The sequence below is a fragment of the Nonomuraea sp. NPDC049129 genome (assembly GCF_040648495.1).
Lineage (GTDB): Bacteria > Actinomycetota > Actinomycetes > Streptosporangiales > Streptosporangiaceae > Nonomuraea.
In genome coordinates this window covers 293,878-308,037 of sequence record NZ_JBEZDU010000012.1, presented here as the reverse complement: position 1 = coordinate 308,037, position 14,160 = coordinate 293,878, and the positions used below count along the sequence as shown (strand labels likewise).

15 protein-coding genes are annotated in these 14,160 nt (G+C 70.3%); 5 read left to right on the top strand and 10 right to left on the bottom strand.

Annotated elements, in window-relative coordinates:
* Positions 1-29: 29 nt before the first annotated feature.
* Positions 30-992, bottom strand: coding sequence for a GNAT family N-acetyltransferase (locus tag AB0B64_RS34720; protein WP_358182645.1), 963 nt, complete (start codon positions 990-992; stop codon positions 30-32).
* A gap of 68 nt (positions 993-1,060) precedes the next feature.
* Here AB0B64_RS34720 and AB0B64_RS34715 point away from each other — a divergent pair, with 68 nt between their 5' ends.
* Positions 1,061-1,381, top strand: coding sequence for an STAS domain-containing protein (locus tag AB0B64_RS34715; protein WP_357953140.1), 321 nt, complete (start codon positions 1,061-1,063; stop codon positions 1,379-1,381).
* Here the strand turns inward: AB0B64_RS34715 and AB0B64_RS34710 are convergent.
* Positions 1,362-2,933, bottom strand: a complete 1,572-nt coding sequence (locus AB0B64_RS34710; RefSeq protein ID WP_357953142.1) for an MDR family MFS transporter — start codon at positions 2,931-2,933, stop codon at positions 1,362-1,364. The genes AB0B64_RS34715 and AB0B64_RS34710 overlap by 20 nt on opposite strands.
* Before the next feature lie 109 nt (positions 2,934-3,042).
* Here AB0B64_RS34710 and AB0B64_RS34705 point away from each other — a divergent pair, with 109 nt between their 5' ends.
* Together AB0B64_RS34705 and AB0B64_RS34700 are read left to right on the top strand one after the other, a co-directional pair.
* Entirely contained in the window at positions 3,043-3,588 is a 546-nt protein-coding gene (locus AB0B64_RS34705) for a helix-turn-helix domain-containing protein (protein WP_357953144.1), read from the top strand.
* Between the two features lie 73 nt (positions 3,589-3,661).
* Positions 3,662-4,096, top strand: coding sequence for an ATP-binding protein (locus AB0B64_RS34700; RefSeq protein WP_357953146.1), 435 nt, complete (start codon positions 3,662-3,664; stop codon positions 4,094-4,096).
* Positions 4,097-4,123: 27 nt separating this feature from the next.
* Here AB0B64_RS34700 and AB0B64_RS34695 read toward each other — a convergent pair whose 3' ends face one another.
* On the bottom strand, positions 4,124-4,360 hold the full coding sequence (locus AB0B64_RS34695) for a hypothetical protein (RefSeq protein WP_357953147.1): 237 nt from the start codon (positions 4,358-4,360) through the stop codon (positions 4,124-4,126).
* Positions 4,361-4,416: 56 nt separating this feature from the next.
* Entirely contained in the window at positions 4,417-5,367 is a 951-nt protein-coding gene (locus AB0B64_RS34690) for a Ppx/GppA phosphatase family protein (protein WP_357953149.1), read from the bottom strand.
* Positions 5,368-5,465: 98 nt separating this feature from the next.
* On the opposite strand from AB0B64_RS34690, the gene AB0B64_RS34685 reads away from it, so the two are divergent.
* Positions 5,466-6,596: a UDP-N-acetylglucosamine--N-acetylmuramyl-(pentapeptide) pyrophosphoryl-undecaprenol N-acetylglucosamine transferase gene (locus AB0B64_RS34685; RefSeq protein ID WP_357953151.1), complete on the top strand. Its 1,131-nt coding sequence runs from the start codon at positions 5,466-5,468 to the stop codon at positions 6,594-6,596.
* A 13-nt stretch (positions 6,597-6,609) separates the two neighbouring features.
* On the opposite strand, the gene AB0B64_RS34680 is transcribed toward AB0B64_RS34685, so the two are convergent.
* From AB0B64_RS34680 to AB0B64_RS34665, 4 genes are all read right to left on the bottom strand, one after another.
* Positions 6,610-7,497, bottom strand: coding sequence for a hypothetical protein (locus tag AB0B64_RS34680; protein ID WP_357953153.1), 888 nt, complete (start codon positions 7,495-7,497; stop codon positions 6,610-6,612).
* A gap of 91 nt (positions 7,498-7,588) precedes the next feature.
* Positions 7,589-8,488: a hypothetical protein gene (locus AB0B64_RS34675; protein WP_357953155.1), complete on the bottom strand. Its 900-nt coding sequence runs from the start codon at positions 8,486-8,488 to the stop codon at positions 7,589-7,591.
* 158 nt (positions 8,489-8,646) lie between these two features.
* Entirely contained in the window at positions 8,647-9,480 is an 834-nt protein-coding gene (locus AB0B64_RS34670) for an NAD(P)H-binding protein (protein WP_358182639.1), read from the bottom strand.
* A 26-nt stretch (positions 9,481-9,506) separates the two neighbouring features.
* Complete coding sequence (locus AB0B64_RS34665; RefSeq protein ID WP_358182636.1) at positions 9,507-9,911, bottom strand: hypothetical protein; 405 nt, start codon at positions 9,909-9,911, stop codon at positions 9,507-9,509.
* Positions 9,912-10,064: 153 nt separating this feature from the next.
* On the opposite strand from AB0B64_RS34665, the gene AB0B64_RS34660 reads away from it, so the two are divergent.
* On the top strand, positions 10,065-12,092 hold the full coding sequence (locus AB0B64_RS34660; RefSeq protein WP_358182633.1) for a histidine kinase: 2,028 nt from the start codon (positions 10,065-10,067) through the stop codon (positions 12,090-12,092).
* On the opposite strand, the gene AB0B64_RS34655 is transcribed toward AB0B64_RS34660, so the two are convergent.
* Positions 12,018-12,623, bottom strand: a complete 606-nt coding sequence (locus tag AB0B64_RS34655) for a response regulator transcription factor (protein ID WP_358182630.1) — start codon at positions 12,621-12,623, stop codon at positions 12,018-12,020. The two genes, AB0B64_RS34660 and AB0B64_RS34655, sit on opposite strands and share 75 nt — an antisense overlap.
* The gene (locus AB0B64_RS34650; RefSeq protein WP_358182627.1) at positions 12,620-14,041 is read right to left on the bottom strand and encodes a hypothetical protein; all 1,422 of its coding nucleotides are present in this window, start codon (positions 14,039-14,041) and stop codon (positions 12,620-12,622) included. Before AB0B64_RS34650 ends, AB0B64_RS34655 begins: the two co-directional genes overlap by 4 nt.
* Between the last annotated feature and the right edge of the window lie 119 nt (positions 14,042-14,160).

Genomic DNA, 14,160 nt, shown 5'->3' with positions numbered 1-14,160 from the left:
ACCGGACGGAGCGGGCCGGGCGGGGCGGATCAGGAGGCTCGGGTGGGGCGGATCAGGCGGCGCCAGACGTCGATCACCAGGACCGGTCGCATGCCCGCCGACAGATAGAGGTCGAGCGCGGGCGAGGTGTTGTTGGAGTCCACATGCAGCAGCGTCCCCCGTCGCCCGCGCGCCGCGTCGGCGGCGAAGGCGTGCCGCAGCAGGAAGCGGCCCAGCCCCTTCCCCCGGTGCTCGGGCAGGACGGCCAGCGTGGCGACGTAGCCGCAGTCCTCGTCCGGCACGAACTGGTTGTTGCCGATCACCACCGCCGCCGGCCGCCCGTCGATCCTGGCGACGGCGAGCTGGGTCCAGTCGGTGATGCTCTGCGCCTGCCTGCGTTCGAGCCAATGGTCGTAGTCGTTCTTGACGAAGCCGAAGTGGTCGGCGAACGCCTCCTGGTAGATCTGGTGCGCCTCCCGGCGGACGGCGTCGGTCTCCCCGCTGTGGAGGGTCAGCCCGGGGATCGGGGCGGGCGGCTCGACCGGGCCCTCGTGGTCGACGCGCATGCGGTGGAAGCTGGTGCCGGGCTCGAAGCCGCGCTCCTTGGCCAGCGCCTGCTTGTCGGTGTCGGCCCGGTAGATGCCGATGTCGACCGTGGCGGCGTCGTGGCCCCGCTCCAGCGCCAGCTCCCCGGCGCGGTCGAGGACGAGGCGCCAGAGCTCGTCCGCGAGCTCCTCGACGCCGGGGCGCACGAGGACCTCGATGTCGAGCATGTCGCTGTCGCCCTTGGCGCCCGCCCAGGCCCAGCCGACCAGCGTGCCGTCGGCGTCGTGGACGAGCCAGCCGTCGGTGTCGAGGTTGAAGTCCGGCTCGGCCAGCTCGTCGGCGATGTCGGCCGGCGTGGCGTCGGGAACACCGATGACGGCCAGGTCGCAGGCCGCGACGAGCTCGTGGATGGCGGGGGCGTCCGCCGCCCGTGGGCGGCTGAACCGATGGGCACCAGAGGGCTTCATAGCGGCGATTTTCCCGAACCCGGGCGCCCCACGCCTCCCATTATCCGCGCTGTGGATAAGCTGAGACGGTGCTCGACAAGACGCCGTTGCGCATCGATGTCGCCGCGCTGGACGGAATGACGATCCGGCTGGCGCTCAGCGGCGACCTCGACTTCGACACCGCCGCCGAGCTGGCGGGGCTGACGTTCGACGCCGGTTATCGCCGGCTCGACCTCGATCTGTCGGAGCTGGCCTTCATCGACTCCTCTGGTCTGGCCGCTCTCGTACGCCTCCAGCGGCAGGTCGAGGGCGCCGACGCCGAGTTGCGCGTGGTGGCGTTGACGCCCTATTTGCGTAACCTGATGCGGATGACCGGGCTCGACAAGCTGTTCAGCCTGCCGCCGGGCTGACCACCTCGTGCTGGGAGGCGTCGGCCGACGGGCCCCCGCGCAGGGGGATCTCCTTGATGAAGACCGCCAGCACCGGCACGGCCACGGCGAACAGGATGGCCCACCAGAAGACGCCGGAGATCGACGCGGCGAGTGACTCCAGCAGGCCGGTGCGCATCTGCGGCGGCATCTGGCCGAGTGCCGCCGGGTCCAACCGGCCGCCGCCCTTGGCGATCTTGTCCGCCGCCTGCGGGCCGAACCGGCCGGTCAGCTCCGACAGGAGGTGGTTGTTGAAGATGGCGCCGAACATCGAGACGCCGAACGAGCCGCCGATCGAGCGGAAGAACGTGGCGGCGCTGCTGGAGACGCCGAGGTCCTTCTGCTCGACGCTGTTCTGCGCGATGAGCATCGTGGTCTGCATGAGGAAGCCCATGCCGAGGCCGAGGACGGCGATGTAGACGCCCGTCCGCCAGCTGGGCGTGGCGACGTCCATGGTCGACAGCAGCCACATGGCCACGGCCATGCCGACGCCGCCGAGCACCGGGTAGATCTTGTACTTGCCCGTGGCGGTGATGGCCCGGCCGACGAACAGCGAGACGACCATGGCCGAGGCCATCATCGGCAGCAGCAGCAGGCCCGAGTTGGTCGCCGAGGCGCCCTGAACCGTCTGCTGGAACAGCGGCAGGAAGTTGATGGCGCCGAACATGGCGAAGCCGAGCAGGAAGCCGATGCCCGAGATCAGGGCGAAGTTGCGGTTGCGGAACAGCTGGAGCGGCATGATCGGCTCGGCCGCCCTGCCTTCGGCGAAGATGAACACCGCCAGCGTGACCACGGCGACCGCGGCCAGGGTGAGGATCTGCCAGGAGCCCCAGCCGTACTGGTTGCCGCCCCAGGTGGTGATGAGGACCATCGCGGTGATGCTGACGGACAGCAGGATCGCGCCCAGCCAGTCGATCCGCACCCGGTTGTGCAGCTTGGGGAGCTTCAGCCGCAGCGCCAGCACGACCAGGGCGATGGCGCCGACCGGCAGGTTCACGTAGAAGGCCCAGCGCCAGTCGAGGTTGTCGGTGATGAAGCCGCCCACCAGCGGGCCCGCGATCATGGCCAGCGACATGACGCCCGCCATGATGCCCTGGTACTGGCCTCGCTCGCGAGGCGGCACCAGGTCGCCGATGATGGCCATCACGTTGACCACGAGGCCGCCGGCGCCCAGACCCTGCAGCGCGCGGAACCCGATCAGCTCGGCCATGCCGCCGTCGGGGCCGCCGAGCAGGGAGGAGCCCGCCATCCCGCAGAGCATGGAGCCGATCATGAAGATCACGATCGAGATCATGAAGATGGTCTTACGGCCGTACAGGTCGCCGATCTTTCCCCAGATGGGGGTGGAGACCGTCGTACCGAGAACGTAGGCTGTGACGACCCATGACAGATGGGTCAGTCCCCCGAGTTCGCCGACGATGCGCGGCATCGCCGTACCCATGATCATGTTGTCGAGCATGGCGAGGAGCATCGCGAGCATCAGCCCGGGCAGGACCACCATGACTTCACGCCGTCGTGCGACCGTTTCCGCCATACACACCCCCACTGGACGTCCTTGCTTACCTGCCGACCGGCAAGCATAGAATAAGCTAGAAACCTTACTTGCCGACGGTCAAGTCGATACAAGTCGAAATAGGTGCACATTGCGGGAAGACACGCGGAGCCGGATCCAAGAGATCGCGCTCAAGCTCTTCATCGAGCAGGGTTACGAAGCGACCTCGCTGCGAGAGATCGCGGAGGAGCTCGGCGTGACGAAGGCGGCGCTCTACTACCACTTCAAGACCAAGGAAGACATCGTCGCCAGCCTGGCCGACCTGCGGGTGGCGGACATGGAGGAGCTCCTGGCCTGGTTCAGGAGCCGGTCGAACACGCCGGAGACGCGCCGCGAGCTGCTCCTGCGCTACGCCGACAAGCTGACGAACGAGCGCTACCTCGAGGTCGCCCGCTTCATGGAGCGCAACCAGACGGCGCTGCGCGATCACCCGAAGATCCTTCGGATGCGCGAGGTGATGCTGGAGCTGACCTCCGAGATCACCGATCCCGGCGACCCGCTGGCCGTGCGCATCAGCCGCTCGATGGCGCTGTTCACGCTGCACGCCGGCAAGTGGATGGCGCAGGACGAGAAGCTGACCGAAGAGGAGATCAGCGAGGCCGCGATGGAGGTGGCGCTCCGCCTCATGGAACCGTAGGGACGATTGGGGCGGGTCTGAATGGGCAGAGGAGTGGCCACTGACGCATCCGAAGGACTACGGAGGAGGTGCGGTGGAGGCCACGATAGCGCTCCGGCTGCCCAGGGATGCGGCCAGCGTCCCCCTGATCAGACAGATGTTCGACGGCACACTGAGGTCATTGGGGGTGGAGCCGCAGATCCGCGACGACATCGAGCTCATGCTCACCGAGGCGTGTTCCAATGTCGTCAGACACGCGGGCCCCAGCGACGAGTACGTGGTGAGCGCGGGGGTCTACGACAAGCTCTGCGTCATCAGAGTGATCGACATGGGCGGCGGCTTCGACCCGCCACCCAACAACGGCGAGGCGGCGCCCAACGCCGAGTCCGGCCGCGGGATCCAGATCATGCGGGCACTGGCCGACGACATCCGCTTCACCAACCGGCACGAGGACGGGTCTGTGGTGTGCCTGGAGAAGCGCCTGCGCTTCGCGCCGGGCGCGGCGGGGCCGCACTTCATCGCCAACTGAACGGGCTTCCGAAGCGCGGCCCCACGCTCAAGCGGACGGTCGTACCTGCTCACCCCTCCTCCCCAATCGTGTTCTCCCAATCGTCGTCCCCCGCAACCGTGCCTCGAGCCCTCCCATGACCGGCCGTACCTCGGACTTGTGGGCCGTCGATCCCGCCATCAGCGCGAGCGCGAGCAGGACGGCCACGGAAATGAGGAAGACGGCCAGGAACGCCAGGATGAGGACGATCACCAGCGAGGCGATCGTGCTGAGCACTGCCAACATCAGCCGGAGATGCCCCGAGAACCGGCACTTATGCGCGAGATTCGGGTAGATCGCGGTTACCTCGACGTCACATCCGGCCGACTGGGCAGCATGTCGAGGCGGCGCAGGATGACCCCCTCGCGCAGCGCCCAGGGACAGACGTCCAGCCGGTCGACCTCGAAGAGGTCCATGGTCGCGTGGGCCACGATGGCCCCCGCGGCCAGCTGCGCGGCCCGCCCGTCGGACACACCGGACAGCGCGGCCCGCTCGGCGGAGCTCATGGTGGTCAGCTTGACGGCCCACTCGGCCATGTCCTGCCGCGACAGCGACCGGGAGACATAGAGGCCGTCGCTGGTGGGCGCGGCCCCGGCGATCCTGGCCAGCTGTTTGAAGGTCTTGGAGGTGGCCACGGCCCGGTTGGGCTCGCCGTATCGGACGATGTCACCGACCGTGCGGGCGATCTGGGCGCGTACGTGCCTGCGCAGGTTGCGGACCTCGTCGGCGGACGGCGGGTCGGAGGCGAACCAGCCGCGCGTGAGCCGCCCCGCGCCGAGCGGCAGCGAGACGGCGACGTCGGGCTCCTCGTCGACCCCGGCGGCGATCTCCAGCGAGCCGCCCCCGATGTCGAAGGCGAGCAGCCGCCCCGACGACCAGCCGAACCAGCGCCGCACGGCCAGGAACGTCAGCCTGGCCTCGTCGCTGCCGGACAGGACCTCGATGTGCACGCCGCAGCGGTCGTTGATCTGGGCGAGCACGTGCTCGCCGTTGGCGGCCTCGCGCACGGCCGAGGTGGCGAAGGCCAGGAAGTTTTCCACGCCTTTGTCCTCGGCGATGCGCAGGGCCTCCTCGACGAACTCGCCGAGCCGCTCGATGCCCTCGGCGGACAGCTCGTTGCGCTCGTCGAGGTGCTCGGTCAGCCGCAGCTCCTCCTTGTGCGAGTAGGCGGGCAGTGGCCGCGCGCCGCGGTGCGCATCCACGACGAGTAGGTGGACGGTGTTCGAGCCGATGTCCAGCACGCCGAGTCGCATGAGGAAACGCTACCGGTCAACCGCCTGTACGGCGAAGCCGAGCCCTAAGTGACCGTGCGGCGCGACGACCTTTCCCGCCGGGGCCCTAGTCTGATCGCATGTCACGAACCCTGCGACTGTTGATCACCGGCGGCGGCACCGGCGGTCACACCTATCCGGCCCTGACGACCCTGTCGGCCGTTCAGCGACGTCAGGTGCCGTACGATGTGCTCTGGGTGGGGACGGCCAACGGCCTGGAGGCCAGGATCACCACCGAGCACGGCATCCCGTTCAAGGCCATCACCACCGGAAAGCTGCGGCGCCGGCCCAACCTCAAGGAGCTCGGCACCAACGTCGCCGACGTGTTCCGCATCCCGGTGGGCGTGGTCCAGGCGATCGGGCACGCCGCCCGCTACCTGCCCGACGTGGTGCTGTCGACCGGGGGTTACGTGGCGGTACCGATCGGTGTGGCGGCCAAGCTGATCCGCCGCCCGCTGGTGATGCACGAGCAGACCACGGTGGTGGGGCTGGCCAACCGGATCCTGGCCAGGCTGGCGACGCGGATCGCGCTGTCCCACGAGTCGTCGCTCGAATACCTGCCGCCGTCGGCGCGCGCGAAGGCCGTGGTGACCGGCAATCCGATCAGGCCGGAGCTGCTGCAGGGCAACCGGGCCGCGGCGTACGACCTGTTCGGGCTGACGTTCGAGGTGCCGCTGATCTACGTGACGGGCGGCGCGCAGGGCAGCAAGCAGATCAACACGTTGATCGCGGAGATCCTGCCCCGGCTGCTGCCGCACGCCCAGATCGTGCACCAGTGCGGGCCCGCGTGGATCGACCAGATGCGCGCCACCGCGCTGCCGCCGGATTTGGCCGACCGCTACCACCCGGTGCCGTACGTGGGCTCGGAGCTGCCCGATCTGTTCGCCGCGGCCGACGTGGTGATCGCGCGCAGCGGCGCCGGCACGGTGTCGGAGCTGACCGCCATCGGCCGGCCGTCGGTGCTGATCCCGCTGATCCCGACCGGCGGCGACGAGCAGCGCAAGAACGCCGGCTACCTGGCCTCCGCGGGCGCGGGCCGCGCGCTGCTGGAGCCGCACCCGACGGGCGAGCAGCTGCTGGCCGAGCTGATGCCACTGCTGGCCGATCCGGGCCTGCGCGCGACGATGGCCGAGGCGGCGCGCAAGCTGGGCCGGGTCGACGCGGCCGAGGCTCTGTGCGACGTGCTGATGGAGGCCGCGCACGTCCAGTAGCTTTGGATAGCTCTCAGGGGTCCAGGTAGCGAAACGCCTCGTGGGCGGAGCGCACGCTCCGCCGCAGCGCCCGCTCCAGCTGGTCGGCGTCCTCCGCGAGCCGGGTGATCTCCGGTACGGCGAAGCCGTCCGCGCCCGACTCGGAGACCAGCTCCTCATACTGGTGGATCCGGCTCCGCAGCTCCTCGATCTGATGGTGGGCCCGGTAGGCGCGCTCGGCGTCGGCCACGTTGGCGGCGTACCGTTCCAACGCCTCCACCCGGGCCACGACGGCCTCCTCGCTGCTGTCGAGCGCCCGGGCGAGCGGTTCTGCCACGGCGGCGACCTCCGGCGAGTTCACCTCCGACATGGTCTCGCGATGCTTGGTCCGCAGCGCCGACAGCTTGGCCAGCAGCCGGGCGATCTCCCACTCCTGGGCGGGCAGCATCACGGCGTTGCGCACATCGTCCAGCAGTCCTTCGACGTTGACCGCCGAGTGCGTCACGGTGGCGACGGCCCGCCTGGCCCGGGCGAGCAGCCTGCGGGAGGACTCGTCGAGGTCGGCGGCGAGCACGTACCGGCCCTCGTACCAGCGCAGTTGTTCGTAGGTCTCCCGGTCGACGGCCGTCTCCTCGTCCTCGTCGAGGTCCTTGCGCAGGAAGACCACGAGCAGGACGGGGATGGCGATGAGGCTGAGCAGCAGCAGGCCGCCCGCCCGGTAGGTGTGCGGCCCGGACAGCAGAAGGGACAGCACCATCAACGTGATCGCCGCGAGGGCCACGCGCCCGGCCTTGCCGGATGCCCTGGACGGCAGGGGGTCGGGCGCCCAGCCGCGCCGCATGCGGATCAGGAGATGCTCGCTCTCCGTGATCAGCTGGGCGTCATCCTCCGGGACATCTGGATCGACCACCACATCCGCCACAAAAACGGATTTTATGGGATTGTCACCGGGATAGGTGCTGGAACGTGTCATACGACAAGACGTAACCGCCTGCTCACGTGCTGTTCCGGGGTCAGCCTTCCAGGTGGCGGAACGCCTCGTGCGCCGAGCTCACGCTCCTGCGCAGCAGCCGCTCCAGGTCGTCGGCGTCCTCGGCGAGCTTCTCGATCTCGGGTACGGCCAGCGCGTCGGCGCCCGACTCGGCCAGCAGCTCCTCGTAGCGCGGCAGCCGGGCCCGCAGCTCCTCGATCTGGCCGCGGGCGTGGTAGGCGCGCTCGGCCTCGGCGACGTGCCCGGCGTAACGTTCCAGCGCTTCGACACGCGCCACGACCGCGGCCTCGCTGGTGACCAGGGCGCGGTCCAGCGGCTCGATCACCGCCGCGACCTCCGGCGCGATGCCGCGGGCCAGCAGCTCCTTGTGCTCGCCGCGCAGGGCCGAGAGCTTGGCCAGCAGCCGGGCGATCTCCCACTCCTGCTCCGGCAGCATCACGGCGTTACGCGCGTCGTCCAGCAGTCCTTCGGCGTTGACGTGGGAACGCAGCACGGCGCCGATCGCCCGCTGCGCCCTGGCCAGCACCACCTTGGCCTCCGCGTCGAAGTCGTCGGCCAGCAGGTAGCGCCCGTCGTACCAGCGGGCCCGCTCGTAGACGCCACGCTCGTAGACGCCACGCTCGTAGGGGCGGTCGTGTAACGGCACCTCGTTGATGGAGGCGATCTTGACGAGCACGACGAAGACGAAGCCGCCCAGCAGCACGAAGCCGATCGGCTTCACCGGGGAGGCCAGCAGCGCGGACATCAGCGCGACGACCAGGGGCGTTGCGGCCAGCAGCGCCAGGCTCGACGGCCAGCGCCGCTCGACCGGCTGCACGGCAGGAGGCACCCAGCCTGCTCGGATCCTGGACAGGAGCGGGGCGTTCGCACGCAGCATTCCGGCGACCTCCGGGGGTACTCCCGGATCGACGACCACACCCACGCTCTGTCCCGGCACCCTGGCGCCCCCAACGCTCGTGATGTCCGGATACTACGTAACATTTCGCTGGAGCGGCAGCCTCGCGGGGGACAGTCGAGGAAACCGCCGGTCGCGCCCACCGATCACTTCCATGATCGACAGCACCCGGACGAGGGGCGGGGTCAGTGGAAGGCGTCGGCGTGGGCCCGCGCCCACTGTTCGAAGGTGCGGGGCGGGTGTCCCGTCACCTCCTGAACGGTCGGCAGGACCTGGGACTCGTCGAGTGTGCCGTCGGCGTAGAAGCTGAAGAAGGCGTCGACGTACTCGACCGGCATGGTCGCCTCCATCTGCGCCCGCGCCTCCTCGTCCGGCAGGCCCTCGCAGCGCAGGTCCCTGCCCAGCACCTTGGCCAGCACGGCGATCTGGTCGGCGGGCAGCAGCGAGTCCGGGCCGGTCAGCTCGTAGATCCGGCCCTCATGCCCGTCGCCCGTCAGCGCCAGGGCCGCGACCGCCGCGATGTCGGCGGGGTCGATGGTCGCGGCCGCCACCCCGGCGAACGGTACGCGCACCAGGTCACCGGCCTGAAGCTGCGGCAGCCAGCGCAGCGCGTTGGACATGAACGCCCTGGGCCGCAGGAAGGTCCAGGGCACACCCGCCTCCCGCGTGGCCTGCTCGGACAGCGCCATGTAGCGGGAGACCGCGTTGCTCATGTCCGCCTGCCCGGCCGAGCCGCCCGACAGCAGCACGACCCGTTCCACCCCCGCCCGCCGTATCTGGGCCAGCAGTCCTGACATGTCCGCGTATCCCGGCAGCAGGAACACCCCTCGCACGCCGGTCAGGGCATCGTCCAGGCTGCCGGGCTCGTTCAGGTCGCCGGTAACGGGCTGGACGCCGGGCGGCAGCGTGGCGGCTCGCGGATCGCGTACGAGCGCGCGTACCCGCTGCCCGGCCCGATCCAGAGCGGACACCAGTGCCGATCCGACATTGCCGGTGGCGCCGGTCACTAAGATCATCATGTCTCCCATCAGGTCATCGACTTGTGCTACGCCCCACCGGCGAGGCCTACGGCCAGGATGATCAGCGCGGCGGCGAGAAGCAGGCCCCCGGCTCGGGTGAGCATCGTGCCGGACGAGCGGGCACTCTGCTCGCCGACGGCCAGATGCAGGAAGAATCCACCCGATTGCGCCAGCACCCCGGCCAGCAGGACACCGCCGGCCAGCCACTCCAGCCCGTCGGAGAAACCGGCGCGGGGCAGGTACAGCAGGTACACCAGGGAGAGCAGCAGCAGCACTCCGGCGTGCGCGTGGCCGGCGCGGAAGAACCGCTCGCGGAACTCGCCCAGCTTGTCGCGATCGGTGGTGATGAAGCGCAGCAGCGCGTGCCCGCCGAACTCGACCGTGACCAGCGAGGCGATCGCGATGATCGGCAAGACTTTGGTGGGCTCCATCAGGCTCCCCGCCCTTGTACGGCCATGACCCAGGTCATGGCGACCGTAATGTCTGGTGATCTCCCCCATAGAGTGACAGCGGCCGAGAAAGCGCCGATAGTGTCCCTGTAATCAGGCGGTTATGCATTTTGCATAGTTCATCGGGAGATCGGGTTGACACGGACCGCTGACGACCTCCCGCTGCGGGTCGCCCAGGGCATGCTGTGGGCCTCGGTCGGCATCCTGGTCTACATCCGCACGATCAGCGGCGTGTCGCGCGACGCCGCCCCGCTCGCGTCGCTGCTCACGATGGCGTCGTATCCGCCGCTGATCGCGCTCCTCGCACGGCATCGGCGCCCGGCCGGTCGGTACGGGCTGCTGGCGGCAGTGGTGCTGCTCTACCTGCTGCCCTTCCTCGTGATCGGCTCGGCGTGGGACTGGATGCCGTGGACGGTGGCCGCCGCAGTGCTCTGCGTGCTCCCGCCGCGGCCGGCCTGGCCGCTGTTCGCCCTTGTCCTGGCCGCCACCGGCACGACGGCCGCGCTGCTCGGGTACGGGGTCTACGACTCGATCTGGTTCGTGATCGTCACGGCGGACGACGCCCTCATCGTGTTCAGCCTCGCCGCGCTCGTCGGGACGGCACGGCGGCTGCACGACACCCAAGGAGAGCTGGCTCGGCTGGCCCTGGTCAGGGAGCGCCTGCGACTGGACGGCGAGCTGCGGAACGTCCTGGGCGGGAAACTGCGGGCGATCGCGTTTCGCATGCGGAAGGCGGCCGCGTTCCCGATGGGGGAAGCGGCCGCGTTCCGGGTGGGCCATGCGGCCGGGGAAGAGCCGTTGGACGCCCGGCAGGACATCCGCGAGGGCATGGAGCTCGCCCGGCAGGACATCCGTGAGGGCGTTGCCCTCGCTCGGCGTACCTTGGCGGAGGTGCGGGCGACGGCCGGTGCCTATCGTGCCGAGCCGATCGCCGAGCCCGCGGCGCGGATCGAGTCACCCCGGTTAGCGCGGTTCGTCCTGCTCGCGGTGCTGCTCCTCCAGTGCGTGCTGGTGCTGATCAACCTCTACTACTGGGAGCACGCCGCCCCGCCGACGGTCGCCTGGGCGCTGCTCGGGCTCATCGGGATCGTGGTCCTGCAGGTGCTTCCGCAGACCCGGGTCACGTTCGTCGTGCAGGGCCTGCTGTTCCTGCTGCCCCTCGCGGTCATTCCCGGCTCCTGGGACCGCGTGCTGAGCTTCTTCACCGGCAAGGTACTGCTCACCGTACGACCGCCTCGATCGTGGGCGATCGCCGGTGCCGTCCTGGCCGGGCATCTGGCCTGGCTCCTGTACGACAGCATCACCGCCGGCACCGGCATCCTGAACGCGCTGGCCAACTTCGGTGGTCACGTCATGCTCGCGTGGCTGGCGTACAGCCTGGGGCGCCTCACCGGGCTGATCACCGTGCTGGACCGGGCCCGGCACGAGCTCGCCGAGGCCGCGGTACGGCGGGAACGGACCCGGGTCGCGCGGGACCTGCACGACGTCCTGGGGTTCGGCCTGTCGGCGGTCGCCCTCAAGGGCGAGCTGGCCGAGCGGCTGCTGGACACGGACCCCGGACGGGCCAGGACCGAGCTCGCCTCGCTCGTGTCGCTGGTCGAACAGGCGCTGGTGGAGCTGGGGTCCATCGCCGGCGACCGGGTCGAGCTGCGACTGGCGGCCGAGCTGGACGCGGCGCGCGAGGTGCTGACGGCCGCCGGGATCGAGGCGACGGCACAGGTCACGACGGGCCCGCTGCCGGCCGAGGTCGACACGGCGGTGGCCACCGCGCTCCGCGAGACCGTCACCAACGTCCTGCGGCACAGCCGGGCCCGGACGTGTGAGCTGACCATCTCCGGCGCGGACGGGCTCGTACGACTGCGCGTCGTCAACGACGGCGCCCGGCTTGTCGCGCGGACCGAACCGTCCACGTCGCCGGAGCCGGAGCCGGAGCCGGGGCCGGGGCGGCACGGCTCCGGACTCGGCAGCCTGGCGCAGCGCACCGACGGGCGGTTGACGGCGGTGCGCCTGCCCGGCGGCAGGTTCGAGGTGGTCGCCGAGTTCGGGTCAGATGCGGCCGGACTCAGCTCAGGCCCAGCCGGACTCAGCTCAGATCCAGCCGGACTCGGTGGCGATCCGGATGGCGTCCACCCGGTTGCGAGCACCCAGCTTGGTGACGGCTGAGGTGAGGTAGTTGCGGATCGTGCCGTAGGTCAGGAAGAGCCGCTCGGCGATCTCGGCGGGCTGGGCCCCGCTGGCCGACAGGCGCAACACCTCGGTCTCCCGCTGGCTGAGCGGGCTCTCCGGCGCCTCCAGCGCCACCAGGGCCAGGGCCGGGTCCACCACCCGTCCCCCGGCGGCGACGGTCCTGATCGCCGCGGCCAGCTCGGCCGGGCGGATGTCTTTCTGGACGAATCCGGCGACCTGCGCACCGAGCGCCCGGCGCAGGACGCCCGGCTTGGCCAGCGCCGTCAAGATCAGCACCCGGCAGCCGGGCAGCCCGCCACGTAGCTCGGCAGCCGCCGAGATGCCGTCCAGCCCCGGCAGATCGATGTCGATCACGGCCACGTCGGGCCGGTGCTCCAGCGCGGCGGAGACGATCTCCAGGCCCGAGGCGACCCCCGCCACCACCGTGATGTCGTCCTCGAGCGACAGCAACTCGACCAGCGCTTCGCGAAGGATGTGCATGTCCTCCGCGATCAGAATCCGGATCACACCGGTACGGTAATCCGCTCACTCCCCGCCACGCGATTCCGCCGCCGCCACGGCAGCCCGTGTACGGCCAGCCCGGCGGCCACGCAGGCGATCGGAATGGCGGGCAGCACGTAGCGGTGGTCGAAGTCCAGCGCCGCCACCGGCGCGACGAGCAGGAACATCGCGAACGCCCACGGCAGCAGGGCCGGACGGCGGCGGCCGATCGCCCCGGCCGCCCCCGCCAGGAGGATCACGCCGAACAGCGTGCCGTGCAGGAACCACGGGTAGGGGTAGGCGGCGAGGATGGACCCGAACGGCTCGACCGAGCTCATGCCGCGGATGGCCGGGTCATACTCCTTGCGTACCTGCCCGATGAGGGCGTGCTCCTCCGGCAGCCCCCACGAGCCGTGCGGGAAGTTCGACATGGCGCCCACCCGCTTGGGATGAGCCACCGGCTCCCAGGTGAAGGCCAGCGAGGTGTCCTTGACGATCTCGCGCAGATAGTCGAGCGGCTGCGCGGCGATGGCCTTCAGGGCGAACGACCTGGCCAGGGCGTTGTAGGCGAACCGGTCGCCGGGCAGCCGGTTGAGCGCGGCGCCGGGTGCCCAGACGTACTCGGAGGCGGCGTCGACGACGGTGCCGTTCGGGCAGAGCCTGGCCTCCGCCGCGGGCGGCTTGATGATCGAGCAGTCGGCGAACGTCATCGTGCGGGCCCAGAGGGCGACGCCGTCGGAGCCGCTGAGCGCGAACCTGCCGTGATACTGGGCGTACCAGCCCGCGTAGGCGAGCAGCGGCAGCGCCCCGGCGACCACCAGGGCGACGATCTTCCGCCACGGGGTGCGGCGCAGCAGCAGGTAGAGCGCGGCCAGGGCGAGCAGCGGCACCGCGGCGGTCCGGGTCAGTCCGGCCAGCGCGAGCAGCGCCCCCGCCAGCGCGGCGGCCCGCGACGACACCTCCTGACGCCACATCAGCACCGTGAGCGCGGACATGACGAGGAAGATCACCTGCAGGTCCGAGAGCACGGCGTGCTCCAGCCGCAGGAACGCCGGGTCGAACAGCACCGGCACCGCGGCCAGCGCGGCCCCCCAGCCGGGCAGCGACCAGCGGCGCAGCAGCACGTAGATCAGCACGCCGACGCCCAGGCCCATCGCGTGCTGTACGCCGACGACCAGCTCGACGCTGTGGAAGGGGCGCAGCAGCCACAGGAACCACGAGTAGCCCGCCGGGTGGAAGGCGCCCTGCGGCTTCATGTGCACGGCCGTGTTCAGGTAGGTGAACGAGTCGTACCAGTAGACCTGCGCGGTGTCGTACCCCAGCATGACCAGCACGCGCAGCGCCGCGGCCAGCACCAGGACGACCCCGAACAGGCGGTGACCCGTCTTCCCCGAGACGGGATCGGCCAGGCGGGGCCGCGCGGGCGCCACAAGAGCGGCAACCATGACATCTCTCCCCCGTGAGAGGCCGGGCGAGTCCCGGCCGTAGGGAGGGCAGTCCACCGAGTCGGCGCTAACCTGAGCGTCACCAAAAGTGGTTATGTCCGCGTTATGCAGGCTGGAGC